This is a genomic window from Bradyrhizobium sp. 41S5, assembly GCF_011516665.3.
Classification (GTDB): Bacteria; Pseudomonadota; Alphaproteobacteria; order Rhizobiales; family Xanthobacteraceae; genus Bradyrhizobium; species Bradyrhizobium quebecense.
The window spans coordinates 5,739,084-5,755,343 of record NZ_CP083721.1; the positions used below are offsets into that span (position 1 = coordinate 5,739,084).

12 protein-coding genes are annotated in these 16,260 nt (G+C 64.0%); 3 read left to right on the forward strand and 9 right to left on the reverse strand.

Going from position 1 to position 16,260, the window contains the following annotated elements; translation table 11 throughout:
• Positions 1–333: 333 nt before the first annotated feature.
• From HAP47_RS27830 to HAP47_RS27850, 4 genes are all read right to left on the reverse strand, one after another.
• Positions 334–1,728 (reverse strand): hypothetical protein, encoded by a 1,395-nt coding sequence (locus HAP47_RS27830; protein ID WP_173641850.1) that lies wholly within the window; start codon positions 1,726–1,728, stop codon positions 334–336.
• 950 nt (positions 1,729–2,678) lie between these two features.
• Positions 2,679–2,849, reverse strand: a complete 171-nt coding sequence (locus HAP47_RS27840; protein WP_173641849.1) for a hypothetical protein — start codon at positions 2,847–2,849, stop codon at positions 2,679–2,681.
• A 232-nt stretch (positions 2,850–3,081) separates the two neighbouring features.
• The gene (locus HAP47_RS27845) at positions 3,082–4,458 is read right to left on the reverse strand and encodes a sensor histidine kinase (RefSeq protein WP_173641848.1); all 1,377 of its coding nucleotides are present in this window, start codon (positions 4,456–4,458) and stop codon (positions 3,082–3,084) included.
• Between the two features lie 270 nt (positions 4,459–4,728).
• Entirely contained in the window at positions 4,729–5,391 is a 663-nt protein-coding gene (locus tag HAP47_RS27850) for a response regulator transcription factor (RefSeq protein WP_163154879.1), read from the reverse strand.
• 67 nt (positions 5,392–5,458) lie between these two features.
• Between HAP47_RS27850 and HAP47_RS27855 the strand changes: the two genes are divergently transcribed.
• Positions 5,459–6,121, forward strand: coding sequence for a hypothetical protein (locus HAP47_RS27855; RefSeq protein WP_173641847.1), 663 nt, complete (start codon positions 5,459–5,461; stop codon positions 6,119–6,121).
• Between the two features lie 89 nt (positions 6,122–6,210).
• Here HAP47_RS27855 and galE read toward each other — a convergent pair whose 3' ends face one another.
• The 4 genes from galE to HAP47_RS27875 all read right to left on the reverse strand — a co-directional run bounded on the left by galE (position 6,211) and on the right by HAP47_RS27875 (position 10,244).
• A complete protein-coding gene (gene galE, locus HAP47_RS27860) occupies positions 6,211–7,206 on the reverse strand; it encodes a UDP-glucose 4-epimerase GalE (RefSeq protein WP_173641846.1) in 996 nt (331 codons plus the stop codon).
• A 177-nt stretch (positions 7,207–7,383) separates the two neighbouring features.
• Positions 7,384–8,013, reverse strand: a complete 630-nt coding sequence (locus HAP47_RS27865; protein ID WP_231168425.1) for a transglutaminase-like cysteine peptidase — start codon at positions 8,011–8,013, stop codon at positions 7,384–7,386.
• A 317-nt stretch (positions 8,014–8,330) separates the two neighbouring features.
• Positions 8,331–8,993, reverse strand: coding sequence for a ParA family protein (locus HAP47_RS27870; protein WP_173641845.1), 663 nt, complete (start codon positions 8,991–8,993; stop codon positions 8,331–8,333).
• 18 nt (positions 8,994–9,011) lie between these two features.
• The gene (locus HAP47_RS27875) at positions 9,012–10,244 is read right to left on the reverse strand and encodes a glycosyltransferase family 4 protein (protein WP_173641844.1); all 1,233 of its coding nucleotides are present in this window, start codon (positions 10,242–10,244) and stop codon (positions 9,012–9,014) included.
• 197 nt (positions 10,245–10,441) lie between these two features.
• Between HAP47_RS27875 and HAP47_RS27880 the strand changes: the two genes are divergently transcribed.
• Both HAP47_RS27880 and HAP47_RS27885 read left to right on the forward strand, forming a co-directional pair.
• Positions 10,442–11,377 (forward strand): hypothetical protein, encoded by a 936-nt coding sequence (locus HAP47_RS27880; RefSeq protein ID WP_231168427.1) that lies wholly within the window; start codon positions 10,442–10,444, stop codon positions 11,375–11,377.
• A gap of 25 nt (positions 11,378–11,402) precedes the next feature.
• Positions 11,403–13,958, forward strand: a complete 2,556-nt coding sequence (locus HAP47_RS27885) for a glycosyltransferase family 2 protein (protein WP_173641843.1) — start codon at positions 11,403–11,405, stop codon at positions 13,956–13,958.
• Here HAP47_RS27885 and HAP47_RS27890 read toward each other — a convergent pair.
• Positions 13,899–16,238 (reverse strand): glycosyltransferase family 2 protein, encoded by a 2,340-nt coding sequence (locus HAP47_RS27890; RefSeq protein ID WP_173641842.1) that lies wholly within the window; start codon positions 16,236–16,238, stop codon positions 13,899–13,901. The two genes, HAP47_RS27885 and HAP47_RS27890, sit on opposite strands and share 60 nt — an antisense overlap.
• Positions 16,239–16,260 lie beyond the last annotated feature (22 nt).

Sequence of the window (16,260 nt, forward strand, 5' to 3'; positions counted from 1 at the left end):
GGCGGCTTCCGGCAAGCCGCCTTGGAAGCGCTTTACACTAACGGCGCCAAGCGCGGCAATTGACAATTACTGGATCGACCGAAGGTCGAAATCAGCTGGTTTCCGGTGCCATTCCGGCGGTATTGCAACGGCGTTACCGGGCGAAGGCGCGCAATACCAAAATATCGAAAACAACCCCATGCAAAGGTGCAGGCTTCCGCCGACGCTCGCTTGACGACTTGACATGTCGGGCAAATCAGCGCCACACTTCCATTATTCCGAAATTGCGCAAATGCTTGTCGTCCCGACCTGGCGGCCTCGTCGGTTTGCCGTCGAGAATGCCCGCGAATCTCGCTACCCCGCGCGGGACGACTTGCGCTCGCCGGTCACGGCGTTTTCGGCCGCCCTGTTCATCAGGGAGGCGTAGTCGTGGCCGAACAGCACTTCACAGAAGCGGATCGCGGCCTTGACCTGCTGTTGCCGGAACGCGCGGACCCGCGCGTCGCCACCGCGCAGCGACTGTACCAGCCCCTCGGTCGACTGCTCGACATAATGTTGCAGGTCCGAGAAGGTCCGCAGCGTCACCTCGTTGATGGCGAGCTCGCTGGCATAGGTGCGACACACCGCGACGAAATCAATCAGGGCGGCGGCGTCCTCGACCTCGGACGCATCGATCTTGGCGCCGGCCGCGATGTCCTTGTCGGCACGCTGGCGCAGGATGCGGCGGACCCGGCCCGGCACGCTGTCGATCTCCGATTGCAGCGCGTTGGAGGTATCGGCACGCACCGAGGTGAGCTGGCGGCCCCAGGTGGAATCGTTGCGCAGGTCAAGCTCGGTGCGCAGGCCGCGGACACCGTCATGCAGGGTCTTGAGCTGCTCGCCGACATAATCGAAATGCCCGCGCTTGATATCGGTGCGCAGACAGGCTGCGACGAACGACAGGTCATGCAGCGCGATGGTGACGGCGATGCCGTACGGCGTTGCCGCGACCCGCAGCTCGTCGTCGGAGGCCGCCATCTTGATCGCGAGGCGGATGATCTGCCACGGCGCGGCGAGCCGCTGAGCGATCAATGACAGTGCGAACGGCAGCAGTTGCGGCGTCTGTAGCGACGGCAGCTTGAGCGCCTCCATCGCCGAGGCGATCTGGGAATCGGAGAACACCCGGATCTGGCTCGGCAACCGGCTGCCCAGGGTTTCCAGCGCCTCGCGGGCCTGCAAGACGAGGCCGATCGGCAGCAGGTCCTCGACAACGCTCGGCGGGCCCACACGGGACAGCGCGCGCTGACGGTCGTCCTGGGTCGGCCCCGCGACCTTGATGATGGCTTCCGCAGCCGCCAGCTGGAACTTGCGCGCGGCGATCTCCATCGGACCGCTCTCCGAGGCCGCCGCCAGCGCCGTCTCGAATTCGCGGGCGGCCTCGGGCGCGCCCTCGCGGGCCAGCCACTGCCAGATCGGCAGCAGCGAGGCACGCCGGAGCTGACCCGGGCGGGTCGGGAAATTGGTCTCGGCAAGGAACGGCTCGAGCGGCCGGAACAGGAGCCGCGCCGGATCGTCGCTGCGCGGCTGGATCTGCTCGTCCTGCTCGACCCCGCGCACGATCTTGCGCAGCTGCTCCAGGACCAGATTGGCGATCGCGACATCATCGCCGCGTTCGACCGCGCGCTCCAGCTCCCGCATCAGCAGCGCCTGCGATTGCGGCGGAAGCTGCGCGAGATAATCCCTCAGCCGCTCGGTCGATTTCTGGCTCATGCCCGGTCGTGAAAGCTAGGTGCCCGGCAAACGCCGCAGCCCGTCCGCCCGCGATGATAGAGGTGGGCGTGTTAAGAAGCCGTTTAGGAATAATGACCGCAGCGCCGCCCAAAAGGCGCTGGGGCCGCTTCTTTTTCACGGTTAGGAACAGCCCCGGTGACATTCCGTTGTCACGTGGTTCCGGTGCTCAAGACGGACAGCACTTGGACACGGCCTCAGCGTTCCCCCGGCGCTGGGGCCGTTTCTTTGGGGTGAAGAAGAAAGGTTCGGCCTTCGCCGGGCCTCGTAGTTCAAGCTGACTTGCAATTGGCACCATCCAGGCTTTCCACCATCAATTACAGTGAACGTGCGCGTCACGCGCACAGGCCGGTTCGGCTCCAGCGGCAGCACGGCATCGAGCAAATCACCGATAGTCCAAACCCGCTCCGCGATACCAAGCGCGACAGCTGGCGTAGTCCGCAGGGCCTAATGCACGCGGCAGAGATTGTAGTGAGCCACGTACAGGACCACAGCAGCGGCGTGATGATCCAGCTTCTTTGAAAAACCGCTGGTGAGGCGGGCAAAGCGCTTCTGCTCGCGTCCACTATTCAGCGCGATCCCGCCTGCTCCGTTGGGGCAATTATATTATGTTGTTTGCGTACGACGCGATTGATGGTGACGCCGGCAAAGAGCTTTTAGGTCGTGGATGATTGAAGCCCCCCGACGCGCAGCCATTCGGTCATGCTAGCGCCAGCCTCAGCTTGCCGGGCCAGCTTCAGGAGCGCTTCTCTCTCGATACCTGGGGCGAGCGCTGCGGCCTCTTCGCGTAGCTCTCTAGCTCTCTCAACAAGGCGCGCTTCAAGTGAATTGGTGTGTCTGACCCGACGTCGAATTTGGCCCATGTGACCTTTTTTCCTCGCTCAGTTCCTTGCCGGAACGGAGCTGTAAATCCACAGGGGAACGCAAAGTTCCTATCGGGCTACCTTCATGGTCCGCTCCACTTCATCGGCCAGCGTCCGGTGATGTGCGGCCAACTTGGCGAACAGTTCTTTCTTGGTCTTATTGGTCGCCAGCTTGCTGATTAGCTCGCACTCTTCCGCCTCCAGACGAAGCTTCTCTAAGTGCGCCTGCATGTCCTTCATGGTCCGTCTCCCGAGATCGGGGGATGATTGCACGGGGAACAAGCCGCGTAACACGACTTCTGGAACTCCGTTCACCCACGGAGAACCCGGGATTGGATCTAAACCCTTTGATCTAGATCATGGGCAAGAACAGATGGCGTACCGCACGAGGGCTGAAATACGGACAGCACCTGCGAGCGGAGCGGGAGCGCACCGCCTTCGTGAGCGCCATTCAACCTAATCTCATCATTCCCTACACCGCCGGCAGCGTGAGCTCGGCCCGCAGGCCGCCGATCGGCGCGTCATTCAGGTCGAGCTTGCCGCCGTAGAGACCGGCGAGATCGGTCACGATCGACAGGCCGAGCCCTGAGCCGGGTTTCGATTCGTCGAGCCGCTGGCCGCGCCGCGCCACCTGGGCGCGCTCGGCCTCCGACAGGCCGCGGCCGTCGTCGTCGACCACAATGCGCAGCCTGGGACCCGCGCCCGACGCCTCCGGCGGGACCACGCTGACCTCGATGAACACCTGAGAAGCCGCCCATTTGCAGGCGTTGTCGACGAGATTGCCGACCATCTCCTCGAGGTCCTGCCGCTCGCCGCGAAACCGCGCCGCCGGGTCGGCCTTCGCCTCGATCGCGAGGTCGCGATCGCGATGGATCTTCTCCATGGTCCGCCGCAGCGCCTCGATGACAGGGGCGACGTCGGTGATGGTGCTGACGATGGTGGCCCGGGCGGCGATCCGCGCACGCTCGAGGTGATGCGCGACCTGGTCACGCATCAGATCGGCTTGCTCCAGCACCTTGCTGGCAAAGGGATCGCCGGCATGCGCGCCGGCTTCGTTCACGATCACCGACAGCGGCGTCTTGATCGCATGGGCGAGGTTGCCGACATGGGTGCGCGAGCGCTCGACGATCTCCCGGTTGGCGTCGATCAGCGCGTTGGTTTCGCGCGCGAGCGGCGCGATCTCGACCGGAAACTGGCCCTCCAGCCGCTCGGCGCGGCCGGAGCGGATATCGGCGATCGCATCCGATATGCGCTTGAGCGGCGCAAGTCCGTAGCGAACCTGGAAGATCGTGGTCAGCAGCAGCACGATGCCGAGGGCTGCGAAAGTACCGCCGAGATAATAGTCGAAGCTGCGCGTCTCATCGAAGATCTCGGTGGCGTCGCCGGCGACGCTGACCAGGAACTTGCCGTCGGCGCCGAGATCGACCGGACGCTCGACCACGCGCAGGCTCTGGCCTTCGGGTCCGTCGACATAGCCGAGGCGGACGCCGGCGGCGGTCAGCTCGGCGCCGTGCTCCTCGAGCTTCGGCAGCTTCTTGTCCCACAGCGACCGCGAGGCGCGGGTCTCGCCCTTTTCGGTATCGGTGCGGGTGATCTGCCAGTACCAGCCCGACAGCGGCAGGTCGAACAGCGGCTCGCCGAGCGACTGGAACTGGCGGTCCGCCGGCTCGTCCGGCGTCGCCACCTCGGCGATCAGGGTGCGCAAATAGAGATTGAGCCGCCGATCGAAGGCGCGCTCGGTGGCGTCGCGATAGACCGACGACAGGATGACGCCTGTTATCGCCAGGATCACCACCACCCAGGCGGTCGCCGAGACGAACAGGCGGGTCGCAAGCGAGCTGCCGCCCATCAGGACACAGGCTCGAACATCGTGTCAGCGGCAACAGACATCAGGGATTCAAACATTGGCGAATCCAGTACTCCCGGCGCGGATCATGCCAATGCCCGTGTACGCCGATCAAGCGCTCTAAGAGCATGATCCGATTGAATAGGATATGCTCCCATCCTTTTGTTTGGTCGCGCTTTCTTCACGTGAGCGAACCGGTATCCACTTCGCTCGAAAACGCTTTAAGAGCATTATCTTTTCGGAAAACCGCTTCGCACTTTTCCGGATCACGCATCAGGTCGGCGGCGACAGCATGTAGCCGAGGCCCCGAACAGTCTGGATAATATCGACTTCCAGCTTCTTGCGGATGCGGCCGACGAACACCTCGATCGTGTTGGAGTCGCGGTCGAAGTCCTGGTCGTAGAGATGCTCGACCAGCTCGGTGCGCGAGACCACCCGCCCGGTGTGGTGCATCAGATAGTCGAGCAGATTGTACTCGTGCGAGGTCAGCTTGATCGGGTTGCCGTTGACGGTGACCCGCTTGGTGCGGGTGTTGAGCGCCACCGGCCCGCAGACCAGCTCGACCTGGGCATGCCCGGTCGCGCGGCGCAGCAGCGCGCGGATCCGCGCCAGCACCTCCTCCAGATGGAAGGGCTTTGCGACATAGTCGTCGGCGCCGGCGTCGAACCCCTGAACCTTGTCGCTCCAGCGGTCGCGCGCGGTGAGAATCAGCACCGGCATCACCCGCTTGTTCCGCCGCCAGGCCTCGAGCACCGAGATACCGTCCATTTTCGGCAGGCCGATATCGAGCACGACCGCGTCGTAGGGCTCGCTGTCGCCAAGGAAATGCCCCTCCTCGCCGTCGAACGCCCGATCGACCACATAGCCGGCGTCCGTCAGCGCGGTGGTGAGCTGGCGGTTCAGATCCGGGTCATCCTCAACGACGAGCAGACGCACTTTAGCCTCCGAGAGTGAGCATTGCGATATTCCGGCATCAAATGAGGCTCCCGGCCGTGAACGGCCTATGAATGGAGCCGCAGGCGAAACCTTATTTTTTCGTCAGGTGCACCATCCCGGGAACCCGCGCAAGCGCGACAGGTTCCCGCTGAGAGATGCGCGCCAAATGGGATTGAGTTTCAATTCAAGGTATTTAAATACCTTTTTTTGGCAACAAGACGACGCGTCGTGGCTGCCACAGTCGGCGGGTAAGTTAACCTTCGGCGACCATTTCCATGTCACCGGCGCGAGTGATGCGCTAATCAGCCCCGGGGGTCGTCTGCGGTACAGGACCGGGAATACTTTGTTGGAAATTTCACAGATACGGAAGTTCGGCGTGATTGCGGGCTGGCTCGCGCTTGCCTTTATCGCCTTCGTGACGCTGTCGCCGATTCAGGACCGTCCGTCGTTCTTCCCCCCTCAGACCGAGCGCTTCGCCGCATATGCAGTGATGGCGATGGCCTTTGTGTTGGGTTACCCGCGGCGTACCGCGCTGATCGTGCTCTTTGTGGTCTTCAGCTCGTTCACACTCGAAGCGATGCAACTGCTGACACCGGACCGTCACGGCCGCCTGCTTGACGCGATCGTCAAGGTGTCGGGAGGTCTTGCCGGCATCGGCGCGGGTCATCTCATCTTGCTGGTGCTGCGCAGCCAGTTCGGCCGGTTGAGTTCGCGCGCGGACACAGCCTAGTCTTCCGCCATTCTGAACATGATCTCCGGGCAAACGCGTTCCGCGTTTGTCGCGACGGAAAACCGCTTCGCACTTTTCCGGATCATGCCCTATCGCCGGCGCGGATGCGCCTTCTGGTGCCAGGCCCAGGCCGAGCGAATGATGTGGCCGATATCCGATCGGCTCGCCTTGAAACCGAGTCCGCTTTGCGACCTGGAGGGATCGGCGACCAGGATCGGCGGATCGCCGGCCCTGCGTTCGCGCACCACGCTCGGCACCGCTTCACCGGTCTCGGCGCGGATCGCGTCGAGCACCTCGCGCACCGAATAGCCGGTGCCGGTGCCGAGGTTGAACACCCCGCCGGCGCTCCCTTTCAACAGCAGCTCGAGCGCTGCGATGTGGGCGGCGGCGAGATCGTCGACATGGATGTAGTCGCGCACCGCGGTGCCGTCAGGCGTCTCATAATCTTCGCCGAAGATCGCAAAGTCCGGCACGTGTCCGAGCAGCGCCATCAGCGCGCGCGGAATCAAATGCGTCTCGGGATCGCGGAGCTCGCCGATGGTGCCGGATGCATCGGCGCCGCAGGCATTGAAGTAGCGCAGGCAGACCGATTTGAACTGATAGGCGGCGCGATAATCATCGAGCATCTGCTCGATCATGAACTTGGAGCGGCCGTAGGGATTGACGGTCGGCCCCGCGGCGCTCTCGGGAATGGGATCGCGGCCGGCATTGCCATAGACGGCGCCGGTGCTGGAAAACACCAGGCGATCGCAGCCTGCCTCACGCATGCCGCGCAGCAGGCCGAGCGTGCCGGCAACGTTGTTGCCAAAGTATTTCTGCGGATCCGCGACGGACTCGCCGACCGCGCTGAACGCGGCGAAGTGCATCACGGCGAGCGCATTGTGTTCGCGGATGGTGTCGGTGATCTTGTCGTGATTGGCGATATCGCCGATCACGAGCGGTCCCCATTGCACGAAATTGCGATGGCCGGTGGAGAGGTTGTCGTAGACGACGGGGAGAAACCCGGCCTCGGCGACCGCCTTGGCGCAATGGGATCCGATGTATCCCGCGCCGCCCGTGATGAGGATCGAACCTCTGCTCGCCATTGAAGATGCCGTCCCTGCGCGGACCGATCCCGCGCCTCAACCAACGCAATGATCGCATGGGTACGACATTCCGTCCGGCGCAGCAAAATGACGATGGGAATAGCGTTAAGACCGAACGGGTTTAGCGCCGCAACGACGGTCAACGCGCCCCCAGCGGCGCGTCGGCTAACTCGGATGTTAGACGCCGGCTTGTGCGAGGGCGGCCCAGCGATCGGGGCTCGCCGGGGTCTGCATCCTGACCCAGCGATAGCGCGCCTGCGACCAGTTGCGGATCTGCGCGTTCAGATTGTCGAGCACGACATCGCCGCCCTGGGCGCGGACCACCAGCACGAGATGATGCTCGCCCCAGGAGGTCACCACCTCGCTCAGCAGCAGGTTGCGCATCGGCCAGCCGCGCGCCAGCAGCTCATGGCGCTTGCTGACCGCGTAGTCGTTGCAGTCGCCGCGCGCCGGATTGATCAGCCATTCCTCGCCGGCGAGGCCGCGCTCGTTGCGCTGTGGCGCGATGCTGCGATTGACCGAGGCATTGACCTCGATCAGGTCGGCCATGCGCTGCTTGGTGAGACGTGTGGCGCCGCCGCGGAACACCATGCGGACGCGCGGCTTCTGCTTGCATTCGTCGGCATAGCGCATGCAGAACATGACGTAGGCCATCGGCGCCAGCGTCGGCTCGCTGAAGCGGATCTTCTCGACCATGCCGCGCAGCGGCAGCGGCGAGCCGATCATTGCAGCCTGGGTGTGCTGCGCGCTGGTCCCGAGCGCGACGATGGCCAGAAGCAAGGCCATCACTCTCTTGACGTTGTACATTCTTCCCTCCCCACCGTGACGGGAAGCATGTACGGGAAATGTCTTGAGCTTAGGCTCAAGCGCGCGGCGGCATTTTCCTCAAATGCTCAGATGCGCGCGAGCAATACGTTAACCAAGCAAGGTCCCCGCGTCGGCGAGCCTTTCGGTTGCCGAATGATGACGCACGTGCCGGCCAACGAATCGCGACTCCATCGCGCTTCCCGGCCATTTTTCCTGCGGTTTCGGAGGATGCCGCCGTCAGATGAAGCGGCAGCTGCGGTGCAGGATTTGTTGTTGCCATGCAGGCATGGTTAGCCTGATGTGAGGCAGCCGGAAATCTAGACCGTCACGCGCTGCCGGGGTGCGATCCCGCACCAGCTCATGACGAGATCGGCGAGCGTCTTGATCTCGATATCAGCGGGCGTACCGCCGGCGAAATCGGCAACCGATTGTCCCAGCGCGACGGCGCGAACATAGGCCGAGCGGCTTCCGATCATCGGCCCGATCTCTTCGTCGAGCGTATCCAGCTCCTCGATCAGCTGCTGGCCCTCGAGCGTGCGCTGGTCGACACGGTTCGGCACGATCATGGCACGGAGCGCGGTTCGCCGCGTCGCGCGCACCTCACGCACGATGTCGAGCGTCCTTGCGGTGGCCTCGATGTCGAGGCCGGACGGCGTACAGGGCATCAGAACGATATTGGCCACCGCGAGCACGGCGCCCAGCACCCGGTCGTTGGGCGCGGAATCCACGACGATGATCTGATGCGGAATCTGGCGCATCAACCTGGCCCATTCGGCAACCGGCCGGGTTTCCGGATCAAGCTGGTAGACGGGGAACGACAGGTTGCCGGGCTCGGCCCAGTGGCAGGCGGACGCCTGGGAGTCGGCGTCGACCAGTCCCACCAAGCCCGTACGCCGATCCAGTTCTGCAGCCAGCAAAACCGCGAGGGTCGTCTTTCCGACCCCGCCCTTGCGCTGTGCAACCGAGATGACAAGCGGCATCGCTAGCTCCTGGCGTTATCACCCGTGCGTACGCGGGAGGACACCTTCATCGACGAGCGTCAGCATCCGGGGCAGACAGACCCGCTTTGCGTCGTAATTGTCTCGCACAAAGCTCCTCGCCTTCATCCGCATCTTCTTGAAGGCTTTCGGCCGTGACAGCACCGAGACTACCTGATCCGACAACGCATCAGTATCAAAAAACGGCGCGAGCAGACCGTTGCCGTCCGAGATGATATCGCGAAGCGGAGCCGTGTCGGATGCCACCACCGCACATCCCGCACTCATGGCCTCCAGCAGCGACCATGACAGCACGAAGGGATAGGTCAGATAGACGTGCACCGAGGAGATCTGCAGCAGCGCGAGATACTGCTCCCGGGGAATCCGGCCGAGGAAATGCACGCGGCGCAGGTCGATGTCCGATCTGATTTCGTCCAGGAACATCGACTTCCAGCTCGAGCCCTTCGGCGGATTCGCGCCGTAGGATGTCCCGCTCCCGCCGACGATCACCACCTGCGCATTCGGCCGCGCAGCCAATATCCTCGGCAGCGATCGCATGAAGACATGGAATCCGCGCACCGGCTCCAAATTGCGCGAGACGTAGGTGATCACCTCGTCGTCCGCCGACACTGACGCGCCGTTCGGAAGCTGAAACCTGGCGACGGGATTGGGCTTCACCTCGTCGGTGTCGACGCCCTCGTGGATGACCTCGATCTTGCTCTGAAACTCGCGGGGAAAGGTCGACCTCTGCCATGGCGTCGGCGAAACGCCGGAATCGCATTCCGTGAGCGCCAGCAGCGTCGTCGCGTTCTTCAGATGCAGCGCGACATTGCCGTCGAGGCCCGTCATCGGAAACTCGGGATCGAAGCCGACGTCCCGGCCCTCGGCGCCGTAGTAGAATTCGCAATAGAGGATGATCCGCGCTTTCGGAAACATCGTGCGCAGCGGCAGCGTCTCACCCCAACCGGGATGCGCGAAGATCAGGTCGGGCACGAAGCCCTGCCCCGACAGCGACGACAGCGCATACAGGACCTCTTCGGCACGCCGCGCCTCGACATCGAAGCGGCGGGCAAAGGGATGGACCATCGCGGAGTCCGACTTGGTCGTCGAATATTTCAGCAGCCGGATATCCCGCGTCGTGCTCGCGGTCGATGAACCGACCGCAACGACCTTGTTTCCGGGCTGTTCCGCGAGCGCACGCGCGATGTGGCGGTACTGGGCTGGAAAGTTGTTGTGGACGAAGAGGACGTTCATTGGCGGGCGGGCGCGCCCCCCGGCCGCGCGGTCTTCGATTGGGGTCAAGGTCGATATCATGACCGGCAGGGTGTCTTCGATATGCACGTGCGAACTATCTCACCGGATTAACATTAAGCCCCCTTCTATCACACCAATTTTTGGGGCACACTGTGTGAGAGAAATATCGACCCATTCCGTTAGGCTCGCAGGCGACCATGAACGAACAGATTCAGCAGAAAACCATTGACCTGGCACGGGGTCTTTTCCTGGTTCGGTACAATGGCGCGGAAGACAAGACATCACCTCCGGTGGTGCGCGTCTATGCGGATCGCGCGAGCCTTAACAATTGTAACATCATTACCGGCCCCGACGCGGCCAATGGAACCCTGTTTGCGCCCGAGACCGCGCTGGTCGTGTCGGTGGCCCGGCCAAGCCGCCTGATCGTCGAGGTCACGGCAGGGCGCGCCGGCGGCTCGACCGCCGCCAATATCAAGATCGAACCGCTGAGCCAGGGACAACCGGCCGTGCAGCCGATCGGTCAGCCCGCCAGCCGGCCATTCGACACCTACGAGCCCGAGGCCGGCCCTGACGAACTGAGCGCCCTCAAGCTGCTCGCGCATGTCGCGGGTTTGGGTGACGTGACGGTCGGCCCGAATACGTGGATTGCCGGACCGGCCGCGCCGGCCCGAATCGAGGGAATTTCCCTCGAATGGCCGAACAAGCCCTACGATCTCAACCTGCAATATGCGGTCAAGTTCGCCAGGCCGCAGCGCGGCGACAACCAGTTCGTTCCGCTCGGAACCTTTGCCGGAACCCGGGGACGCGCGCTGGCCATCACGGGGTTCTCGCTGGAAGCCACGGGCCCCGGCGCGGATCGCTACGCCATCGCCGCCGAAACCATCTTCCTGGGGGCTCCCGCCCTGCGCGTGACCGGAAACCGGATTGTGGTATCGGGCCCTTCAGGCCGGGAACCCCTGGTGGGCCTCAAGCTCAGTCTCGAAGAGCACCGGGCGCAGGCTGCGCCCCTCGCGCCCCGGCAGCCGAGGCACACCGAACCCGCCCCCCCGATGCCGCGCCAGGAGGCACCGCGCCTCGAGGGACGGGTACGCGTATTCCGGAGCCGGCAGAACGCCGTCAAGACGGCGGGCTGATCATGCGGGCAGACAAGAGCGACATTTGACCGCCGGCGCGCGCAGGATCGCCTTTACGTCCAGAGCGCTCCACCACGTCGATCTCGAGCGAGCCGCAGTTGCAGCGCTCGAGGCACGTGATTTCCGTCGTGCATTCGCGCTCGCCGACCGCCGCTGCCGAATCCTGCCGCATCCGGGCGCCCGCGCCCACCTGCTGCGCGCAGAAGCGCTGTTTCGCCTCGATCTGAAGGAAGCGGCTGTCGCCAGCGTAGCCAAGGCGCTCGAACTCGAACCGGACGATCTTGCCGCCGCGCGGCGAATGATGGCTTGGGGCGACGGCCTTGCGCAGATCGAAGCCGCACGAAGCGTCGCGCGGCGCGATGACGATCCGGATTCAGTCAGGAGCGCTCTCCTGCTGCTCGAGCAGAGCGGTCAGGACAGCTGCGCCCGTATCGATTTCCTGGATGAGGAAGTGAAGGGATGGGTGACGTGGCGAGGCGCTGACGACCCGCACCTTTCACTGGCGCAGGCGGATCAATCCAGCACCGTCCAGCTTCCCGCCGATCCCCGTCACAGGTTTGCGCTCAATGGGCGACGTGCTGCGAGCTTCCGCCTGATGCGGCCGGCGTCCGCCGCCTCGCAACGCCTCCAGATAGCTCAAGCTGGCCGCGTCATCGCGAGCGTTCAGCTCCCGGCCAACCGCGCGCCGGATCGCCGCGACGCGCCACAACGGCCGCTTCGCGCAGAGAGCGCCGAAACTCCGCCGCTGACCATCATCATCCCGGTGTACCGGGATCTGGCCGCGACGCGTGCCTGCATCGAGAGCGCATTGACGGCCGTGGCCTGTACGCTGGGCGCGACCATCGTTGCCGTCGATGACGCGTCGCCCGAGCCCGACATCAAGCGCCTGCTCGGCGAACTGGCTTCCGAGCAGCGCATCCGGCTCCTGACCAACGCGCACAATCTGGGCTTTGTCGGCGCGGTCAACCGGGCGCTTGCCGAGACCGATACCGGCGACGTCGTGCTGCTGAACTCGGATACGACGGTGCCGAAACACGCGCTGCAACGCTTGCGAAGCGCCGTGCAATCGACGCCGCGCGTGGGCACGGCGACCCCGCTGTCGAACAACGGCGAATATACCAGCTTTCCAGTTCCGAACCGGTCGAATCCCCTGCCCTCGCCCCACGAGCTGGAACTGCTGGACGAACTTGCCGGCACGGCGAATTCCGGGATCGCCATCGACATTCCCAACGGCATCGGGTTCTGCCTCTACATCACCCGCGAATGCCTCGACGCCGTGCATGAGCTCTCCGACGACTTCTATCGCGGCTATCTTGAAGACGTCGACTTCTGCCTGCGCGCCGCGGAGGCCGGCTTCCGCAATGTGTGCATCCCGTCGGTCTTTGTCGGACACGAAGGTTCGCGCTCGTTTCTCGGCGAGAAGCGTTCTCTGGTGCTGCGCAATCTTCGCGTGCTCGAACACCGTTACCGGCGCTATGCGACGGAGTGCGCGGCGTTCCTGCTTGCCGATCCGCTGCGCGATTGCCGCGCGGCGTTAGAGCTCAAGCTGCTGTCCAACCAACAGCGCGCCGCCAGCCCGCACGTCATCCTCTGCGGCTCCGCCGTTGGCCGCGAGATTGCCATCAGGCGGTGCAGGCAGCTTGCGGCGGAAGACAAGCGCGGTCTGATCGTTCACTTCCGCGCCGAGGGACGACGCCAGCTGGCTGCGATCTTCGCTCCGGATGGCGGAGCCCCGCAGTCGATCGCACTCGACGTTGCGACAACTGAGGGCCGCGAGGCCCTTCTGAGGTTTCTCACCGATCTCCGACTCCGCTCGCTCGAGATTTCGGAACCGAACCGCATCCCCGGCGCATGTCTCGCGCAGCTCACGCAACATTTCGCCTACGAGCTCCTGATCACCGACACTAGACTTGCCGAGTGCGCAGCGATTGGATCCGGCCTCCATCCGGACTGGACCGGTCTCGTCGAAGGGGCCCGAGGCGTGATTGCGATCGGCGAAGAGGGAGCAGCCTTTTCGGTCTCGGTTCTCGGCCTGCAAGTGGTCAGGCCGAGCGACCCGCTGGTGCGGCCGGCGCGGCATCCTGCCGCGAGCGGCCCGGCGCGTCTCGGCCTGCTTGCCCTGCGCGGCAGCGCGGCGGAATTTCGCTTCGTGAGAGCCCTCAGCGATCAAATCGCCAACGCCCATGCAGACGCCGAGATCATCGTGCTCGGCACCACCGTCGACGATCTCAAGCTGATGCAGCGGACGAATGTCATGGTCACCGGCGAAATCGTCGTCGACGACGTCGCGACACTCATCGAAGGTCACGGCATCACGAAACTGGTTCTCGACATCGGCGAACCGGCATTCGGGCATCCGCTGGTGGATGCGCTGCTGGCGACCGGATTGCCGGCCGCCGCGACGGAATGGCTTCCGACACCGCCGGGACGTAGCCGAAAGACCGACCTGAAGCTGCAGCCCGGCTTTGACGCGGATGAAACGGTTGCCGCCGTCCTCGATTGGGTGGTCGAAGATGCGCAGTTACATCCCGATCGGAGGAGCAGTCGGCACAGGCGGGAGGTTGGCGCGCGGCTTCCATGACCGCGGCGGCCATGCAAGCGAAGAAAACGGCGTCGAGTCCAGCCCGAGCAGCGGGCTGTAATAGGGATCGTCGAGCAGCACCTCGCCCCACTTCGCGCGCAGCATCGCCAGCTCGCGCCCGAAGCGTGCTTTGCGGTCCGGCGCGGAATCGCGGCCCCGGCTTGCCGACTCCAGGTGAACGAGTTTCGCGTCCGGCGTGAATACGATCCGCTTTCCGAGCTGGCGCAGCTTCAGGCACAGATCGATATCGTTGAAACTGATCGGAAAGCGGACCTCATCCATGCCGCCTACGGCCACGAAATCGCGCTTGCGCATCAAGAGGCACGCGGCCGTCACCGCCGAACATTCGTGCGCCACCTGGAGCAGATCGCCGTAGCCGGGATCACCATCCATCCGGTCGTTGAAGGCATGCGCAGCGGAGAAATTCGCCCCCAGCACCACCCCGCCATGCTGCACGACGCTGCTCGGCCAGAGCAGCTTTGCGCCGACGGCTCCGACATCGGGAGCGGAGAGCCGCCACAGCATCTCCGCCAGCCAGCCGTCGTCGAGCGCCTGGACGTCGTTGTTGAGGAAGCAGATGTTCTCCGTGTCGACGCAATCGACGGCGGCGTTGTTGATGGATGCGAAGTTGAAGGGCCCTTCGACCGAAATGACGTCGATTTCGTCCGCTGAAAGACCCTCGAGATAGGCCAGCGCTTCCGGCTCGCTCGAGCTGTTGTCGACGACGAGAATCCGGGCATTGGTCTCATGTGCGGCCGGCAGGACCGTCTCGATACAGCGCTTGAGGAGTTCGGCGCGGTTTCTGGTCGGGATGATGATGGTGGTGCGCTCGTTCCAATCGACGGCGCGCTTGACCCGCACAGCTGGAAGAAGCCCCGCTTTCCGCGGCTCGACATTCGCCTCGACGCCAGTCCTGGCAAAATACGCCTTGCTTGCAGCGACAAGTTCGGCGGTTGCGACGGACGCATCAATTCGCGGCAACGCCGCAACAGATCCCGGCAGATGATAGGTTCGCTCAGCATCCACGCACCCAATGAAGATGTCGTAGAGCGACGTCGCCGATCGAAGCGCCTCCTCGGCACGTTCCCGGCGCACCGCAAAGCAATACGATCCATAGCCCTGCTCGAGCGCACGTTCGCGATCGAATGCCGAAAACGCCAGCGGCCAGACCGCGCCGGCGCCGGCCGCGACCTCGACGTCGCCATAGACGAGCTCGCAACCGGGCTCGGACGCGAACACATCGGCGAAGCGCTGCAAGGCATCTTCCGCCAGGATCGTCCCGCTCAGACAGAAGACGAAGAACGCGCTGTTGGCGGCATCGCCGTCGACGAACTCGCGCGCAGCTTTCAGATCGAACTGACTGAACCCGCGGGCCGGCAGAGACACCGCCGACCAGGCCGGGTGCCGCTGGGCTTCGAGGCTCTCGATGCTTTCGTCCACCCTTGCATCCCCGATCAGGACGACCGCGGCCTCGGACGGAACATCAGACGGTGCTGTCGGCGAGAAGCGCTCTTTCCAGCTGCGATAGCTGTGAAACGGCACCGAGGCAGGCAAAAGCTGATCGAACAATTGTCCGCGCAGCCGCTCGCTATCCCAGCGTCCGAGCTCCGCGATGGTTTGCTCCAGGCCGCGCTCGAAAGCGACGAATGCAACCGGCTCCGAGATCAGGCTCCGTCCCGAAACTGTCCGCGCCGACAGCCTGCGCACGCGACCGTCGGCAAAATGCTCGGGCAGATGAAAGTCGATCCGGCGGCCGATGCCGAATTCGCTGCCACGCGCAACGTTGGTCCACCCGGTCGGCTTCACGGTCATCACCGGCCGTTGCGCGATCAGGATCTCGATGTCTTCGTCGACGTCGTGCGAGAGCCAGCCCTCGAAGCGCAAGCCTCCGGCCCATTCAATATCGCCGATTCGGTGCCACTGCGCTTCCGGTGCGGCGACGTCGCAGCGAATTGGGGCACCGACCGGACTTCCGATATTCGCCAGTCTTGCCTCGATGATCGCAGCGTTCGAGCTGACCTCATCCTGCACGTTGAACGTAAAGCCAAACCGACCGTCGCCGATTCCGGCGTCAGCAAGCTCTGTTACAAACTCGTCACACAATGATGACATGTATGGCTCGCCGTCGACCAGCAGTTCGACGGCGTAGCGTCGGGTAGGATCGGCGCGGTCATAAACAAATCCAGAAAACGTGGTGCGATCGTATCTGGAGAATTGCGTTTGCAGCGACGCGTATTCAGCTCCTGAGGGCCTCTGCTTGCCAATCGTCTTCGTGCTCATGTCCACCCCTCAAAACGGCGGC

Coding starts and splice junctions, on each gene's coding strand:
- HAP47_RS27830 (WP_173641850.1), bottom strand. CDS start 1,728: ATGAGCCAGAAATCGACCGAGCGGCTGAGGGATTATCTCGCGCAGCTT.
- HAP47_RS27840 (WP_173641849.1), bottom strand. CDS start 2,849: ATGAAGGACATGCAGGCGCACTTAGAGAAGCTTCGTCTGGAGGCGGAA.
- HAP47_RS27845 (WP_173641848.1), bottom strand. CDS start 4,458: ATGGGCGGCAGCTCGCTTGCGACCCGCCTGTTCGTCTCGGCGACCGCC.
- HAP47_RS27855 (WP_173641847.1), top strand. CDS start 5,459: ATGAATGGAGCCGCAGGCGAAACCTTATTTTTTCGTCAGGTGCACCAT.
- galE (WP_173641846.1), bottom strand. CDS start 7,206: ATGGCGAGCAGAGGTTCGATCCTCATCACGGGCGGCGCGGGATACATC.
- HAP47_RS27865 (WP_231168425.1), bottom strand. CDS start 8,013: ATGTACAACGTCAAGAGAGTGATGGCCTTGCTTCTGGCCATCGTCGCG.
- HAP47_RS27870 (WP_173641845.1), bottom strand. CDS start 8,993: ATGCCGCTTGTCATCTCGGTTGCACAGCGCAAGGGCGGGGTCGGAAAG.
- HAP47_RS27875 (WP_173641844.1), bottom strand. CDS start 10,244: ATGAACGTCCTCTTCGTCCACAACAACTTTCCAGCCCAGTACCGCCAC.
- HAP47_RS27880 (WP_231168427.1), top strand. CDS start 10,442: ATGAACGAACAGATTCAGCAGAAAACCATTGACCTGGCACGGGGTCTT.
- HAP47_RS27890 (WP_173641842.1), bottom strand. CDS start 16,238: ATGAGCACGAAGACGATTGGCAAGCAGAGGCCCTCAGGAGCTGAATAC.